At 44.2% G+C, this 5,646-nt stretch carries 5 protein-coding genes; all 5 read right to left on the bottom strand.

Annotated elements, in window-relative coordinates:
- Positions 1 to 116 precede the first annotated feature (116 nt).
- Positions 117 to 1,391, bottom strand: coding sequence for a hydroxymethylglutaryl-CoA reductase, degradative (locus RWO85_RS09530; RefSeq protein ID WP_314415567.1), 1,275 nt, complete (start codon positions 1,389 to 1,391; stop codon positions 117 to 119).
- Positions 1,391 to 2,563: a hydroxymethylglutaryl-CoA synthase gene (locus RWO85_RS09525; RefSeq protein ID WP_314415570.1), complete on the bottom strand. Its 1,173-nt coding sequence runs from the start codon at positions 2,561 to 2,563 to the stop codon at positions 1,391 to 1,393. The genes RWO85_RS09530 and RWO85_RS09525 overlap by 1 nt, the downstream gene beginning before the upstream one ends.
- A gap of 112 nt (positions 2,564 to 2,675) precedes the next feature.
- Positions 2,676 to 3,125 (bottom strand): threonine/serine exporter family protein, encoded by a 450-nt coding sequence (locus RWO85_RS09520; protein WP_314415565.1) that lies wholly within the window; start codon positions 3,123 to 3,125, stop codon positions 2,676 to 2,678.
- 1 nt (position 3,126) lies between these two features.
- The gene (locus RWO85_RS09515) at positions 3,127 to 3,885 is read right to left on the bottom strand and encodes a threonine/serine exporter family protein (protein WP_314415564.1); all 759 of its coding nucleotides are present in this window, start codon (positions 3,883 to 3,885) and stop codon (positions 3,127 to 3,129) included.
- A gap of 88 nt (positions 3,886 to 3,973) precedes the next feature.
- The coding region (pknB, locus tag RWO85_RS09510; protein WP_314415563.1) for a Stk1 family PASTA domain-containing Ser/Thr kinase at positions 3,974 to 5,646 on the bottom strand (1,673 nt) is incomplete at its 5' end.

Genomic DNA, 5,646 nt, shown 5'->3' with positions numbered 1-5,646 from the left:
CGTCAGTCTTATCTACAACCTCAAAGCAGTGCTTTGAGCAACCTGCGGCTAGTTTGCTCTTTGATTTTCATTGAGTATAAGCACAAGAAAACTCAGACCGAATTCGTCTGAGTTTTTTATAATCTTAATTTTTCGAGATAACGCTGGGCTGTCTCTAGGTTAAAGGTTTTATCTGCGATGAGGCGCTCGACTAGGGGAGCTACCTCGGATTCGCTAGCACCTGCGAGAAGTGCCAAGGATTTGGCCTGTAATTTCATGTGGCCTTGCTGAATCCCTGTGCTCACCAAGGCTTTGAGGGCCGCAAAGTTTTGGGCAAGCCCGATAGAGACAATGATCTGGGCTAATTCTTTAGCAGATGGATTTCCCAGTAGTTCATGACTGAGAGCTACACGAGGGTTGAGGCCGATAGAGCCACCCTTGGTCGCTACAGGCATGGGCAGGGTCATCTCACCGACCAATTCTTCTCTTTCAAGGTCCAGTGTCCATTGACTAAGACCTCGATAGCGTCCATCTAGGCTGGCAAAGGCATGAGCACCAGCTTCGATGGCACGCCAGTCATTACCAGTGGCAATCAAAATCGCATCAATACCGTTAAAAATCCCTTTATTGTGGGTCGCTGCTCGATAAGAATCAGCCTGCGCAAACTGACTAGCCAAGGCTATCTTCTCTGCAATTTCTCGTCCTTGATCCTTTTGGCGACTCAAGTAGCGAAAGGCGATGCGGCAACTTGCCGTCACTAGAGAATCGGTCGCGTAGTTTGATAGAATCCCCATGAGACTCTGTCCCTGACTGAGTTCTTCTAAGACTGGTTTCAAGGCCTCCAGCATGGTGTTGAGCATATTGGCACCCATGGCTTCCTGGGTATCGACATGGAGATAAACAACGAGAAAGTCTGTTTCGCCTTTAATCTGTTCTACATGTAAATCACGCGCCCCACCTCCACGTTTGACGATAGAAGGATAGGCTTGATTAGCAAGTTCCAAGAGCTCTGCCTTCTTGCTGGCAATCTTCTCTTGCGCTTGTTCAGGATTAGCAACTTGATAAAGGGCTACCTGCCCAATCATCTGACGCTCATGGACTTGTGCAGTAAAGCCACCTGCACGCTTGATGATTTTGCTGGCATAGCTGGCCGCAGCAACCACGGACGGTTCTTCTGTCACATAGGGAACTGTGTATTCCTGACCGTTGACAAGAACCTCTGGAACCAGCGAATAAGGCAGAGAAAAAGTTCCCACTACATTCTCACTCAGCTGGTCTGCCACAGTCACGCTAATCTGTTCATCCTGCTCCAGACTGGTTTGTTTTTCAGGACTAAGGAGCGCCTGAGCTTTTAACAGCTCGAGGCGCTCATGGTATGATTTTTTAGAAAATCCATTCCAACTTATCTTCATTATTTTTCAACCTTGCTATAACGGCGTTGATGATCAACAATTTCAACCAAGGCATAGTCTTGATTTTCAAAATCTGCAAACTGGGCAGAGTTTGTTTCATCCAAGTCCACTTCCTCAAAGAAGATCTTTTCATAGTCGACGACAGATAGGACAGTACGTTGGTTGAGCTTGTTCAAGCGGTCTTTATCTAGATAAGCTTCATAACCTTCAACCAATTCACCACTGAAGAACTCAGCCACAGCCCCACTTCCGTAACTATAAAGAGCAATTTTATCCCCAGCCTTCAAGCTATCTGTATTTTCCAAGAGAGACAAAAGTCCAAGAAAGAGAGAACCTGTATAGATATTCCCTACCTTTTGACTGTAGAGAATAGACTGGTCAAAATGCTTTTGCAAGAGGTCTTTTTTCTCTTGAGGTAGGCTCTTATCCATAATTTTTTTCAAGCCTTTTAGCGCTAATTTAGGATAAGGTAAGTGGAAGCAAACCGCCGCGAAATCATCCAAAGTAAGCTGGTAGCGTTTTTGATATTCAAGCCAAGTCGTTTTCAAACTATCCAAGTATTGTTGGGTAGAATAAACACCATTTACATAAGGGGTTGTTGAGTAATTTGGACGCCAAAAGTCCATGATGTCACGAGTCTGAGCGATATTGTCATTATTAAAGGCCATAATGCGTGGATTTTGAGTAATCAACATAGCCACACTTCCAGCTCCCTGAGTTGGTTCTCCTGGAGTTTCAATACCGTATTTGGCAATATCACTGGCAATGACCAAGACCTTGGACTCTGGCGAATTTTCCACATGCAATTTGGCATAATGGAGGGCAGCTGTCGCCCCATAGCAGGCTTCTTTAATTTCGAAACTACGAGCAAAAGGCTGGATGCCCAGCAAACCATGCACAAAGACGGCCGCAGCCTTGCTTTGGTCAATTCCTGACTCAGTAGCTACAATGACCATGTCAATTTCTGCTCTTTCTTGCTCAGTTAAAATAGAGTCACTAGCACTGGCCGCCAAGGTCACGATATCCTCAGTTAGGGAGGCAATACTCAATTCCTTGAGCAAGAGTCCTTTACTTAATTTTTCAGGGTCAATTCCCCTCGCTTCTGCTAAGTCTTGTAATTTCAAGACATATTGACTGGTCGCAAAACCAATCTTATCAATACCGATTGTCATATTTACCTCTGTTTTATCATTCATGTAAAAAATCGTTCATTACTATTTTATCACAAATGGCAGTAAAAGAGAGAAAAAAGACTTGATTCACCAAATCAAGTCCCTTATTAGTCTAACTATTTTGCTGTTTTCTTAAGTAGGAATAAAGTCTGAGAATCACTGTTCCACTAGCCATTCCAATAGAAATCACCAAAGCCAACATAACAACCAAGGTAGCACTGGCAATGGCATGACTATAATCCCCTGTCACAAAAAAGGCAGTTGTCCGATAAGAAAGATAACCTGGAACCAGAGGTGCCAAGATAGCCAAGATAAAGACCACAGCAGGTGTCTTATAAAGAATACTTAAAATCTGGCTGATACAAGAACCGATAATAGCTGCAATAAAAGTAGCCACAATAACATTGGTCGGTTCCTTGAGCAAGAGATAAATTAGCCAGACAGCCATGCCCAAAATCCCCCCAGGTAAGAGCATGGAGCGTTGCACATTGAGTACGATTAAAAAAGTGATAATGGCAAGAAGACTTGCTACTGCTTGTAATAAAAAGGTTGTTAGTGTCATATTAGTTCATCAATACCAAGGCAACAGAAGTTCCTGCCCCTAAAGCAAGGGTAATGAGCAGGGATTCAAACATCTTACTCATACCAGAGTTTATGTGGTTGGTCATAATATCCCGAACCGCATTGGTCAAGGCAATTCCTGGTACAAAAGGCATGACCGCACCAGCTATAATCAAATCTGCCGTTGAAGGAAAACCTGTGTAGCGAGCCCAAAACTGGGCTATCATTCCAAAGACAAAGGCTCCAGCAAAGGCTGTCACAAAAGGAATTCGGATAAACTTCTCCACATAGAGGGAAAAAGCAAAACCAAATAAGGTAGCCACTCCTGCCCCAAGTGCGTCATAGATATTTCCGCTAAACATAACCGAAAAGAAAGGAGCACTAAAGGTCGCAGCCAAAGTCACCTGCAACTTGGTATAGGGAAGGGGTTGAGCTTGCAAGACCGTCAATTGCTTGAAGGCTGCCTCTAAATCAATCTGCCCCTCAACCAGCTGACGAGAAATCTGATTCACATCGCAGACTTTTTCGATGTTATAAGAAGAGGAGGTCACACGCTTCATACGCGAAATATTGGTATTTTCAATCGAGAAAAAGATAGCGGCAGGCATGGCAAGAACATTGCAATCCACAATCCCCTGCGAATGCGCAATACGAATCATAGTATCTTCTACGCGATGAATCTCTGAACCACTTTTGAGAAGAATGGTTCCTGCTAGCATAATCACATCAATGACGGCATTTAATTCTTTTGACTCTTCCATGCTTGCCTCCTTTTATCAACTCCCTCTATTCTATCACAAATCTGGAGTCAAAAAAAATCTTTGCCATGAAATCATGACAAAGATTCGTTTAATCACGAGAATTTTCGTGGTTGCCTTCACTACTTGATTGAGTAGTAGCAGGTGCATTCCCTCGTTGATTTCCTTGTTGGTTCCCCTGACTTGGTGTTGTAGTAGAACCTTGGTTTCCACGTTGGACTGGTGCTGATGATGACGTTGACGGCAGTGTTTTTGGCTTATAAATTGAAATCTTGACACGCGTCTTCGTCAAATCAACCTTTTCACCTGCTTTTGGACTCTGTTCAACGACTGTACCTTCAGCAGTTCCAGCGGGAGCTGTCGACACTTCTACCACTTCAATATTGGCTTCTTTAATACCGACAATTTGAACGAGATTGTTTTTAGTAAATTCAAGACTAGATCCTGTATAACTTGGCATGGCAATGCTGGTTACTTTCTTAGCAACGGTTAAGGTAATCGTTGATGCCTTGCTCAAATCATAGGTTGTCCCAGCAGCTGGACTCTGTCTGAGAACAGTTCCTGCTTCGCTCTCACTTGATTCTTCTTCCTCGATCTTGATAAGATTTTCAGGAACCTTCTTCTGCTTGAGTTCTGCGATAACATCTGTTGATTTACGGCCGATATAATTGCTCAATTGGAAAGATTGCTTGCCTGATGAGACAACCAAATTGATTTTCGTTCCTTCTTTTCGACCAGTTCCAGCGCCAGGATCTGTACGGATAATCCTCCCCTCTTCCACCTTTTCACTAGCCTCTGTCTTCTCCTCGCCAATCTCAAAATTGGCTTTCTTGAGGGTTTCCTTGGCCTCCGCAACTGTCTGACCTGCCACATCTGGAATGGCAATGGTTGCAGGAGTTCTGGATAAGATCCAAATAAGAGAAGCTGCCACCAATACAATGCTGGCCAACAAAATCATATAGCGAACTCTAAATTTCCGTTTCTTAACAGGCTTGGTTACGTAATTGTCTTCTGAAACCTGCTGACTCGGCTTGGCAGCCTGTGGCTTCGGACTTTGTGTTTGCACCTTAGGAATTGAGGTCAAGGTGCTCTGAGATACTTTTGGTAGAGTCTTGGTGTCCGCCTTAGTCGCATCGTCAAAGACCAGCTTTGGTTCATTACGACGATTATAAGACAAACTACTAGACAAGTCCACATACATTTCAGCTACTGATTTGTAGCGATCTGTCAATTTCTTGGCAGTTGCCTTGATAACAACATTTTCCAAAGCCTGAGGCACAGATGGATTTTCTGCTATAACCGATGGCAGTGGTTTCTGGAAATGCTGGAGGGCGATGGTCACCGCGCTATCCCCGTCATAAGGGATATGACCTGTCAGCATTTCATAGAAGATAATCCCCATGGCATAGATATCACTTTGTACAGTCGCCTTCGAACCACGCGCCTGCTCTGGTGACAAGTAATGAACCGAACCCAGCATCGAGTTAGTCTGAGTCAGACTCGTCTCAGCAAAGGCTACTGCAATACCAAAGTCTGTAACCTTGGCAGTCCCATCTGGTGTCAAAAGGATGTTTTGAGGTTTCAAGTCCCTGTGAACAATCCCTCTGGTATGGGCCAAACGCATGGCTAGGAGGATTTGTCCCATAATGCGGACGGCTTCTTCATTAGAGAGAGGATAGTGTTCCTTGATATAGCGTTTGAGGTCTAGCCCAGCAACATACTCCATTGCAAGATACTGTTGACCGTCTTCCTCACCAATATCTG

Origin of the sequence: uncultured Streptococcus sp. (assembly GCF_963521865.1) — a bacterium.
In the GTDB taxonomy this organism is placed as follows: Bacteria; Bacillota; Bacilli; order Lactobacillales; family Streptococcaceae; genus Streptococcus.
This window is presented reverse-complemented; position numbering and strand designations above follow the sequence as displayed.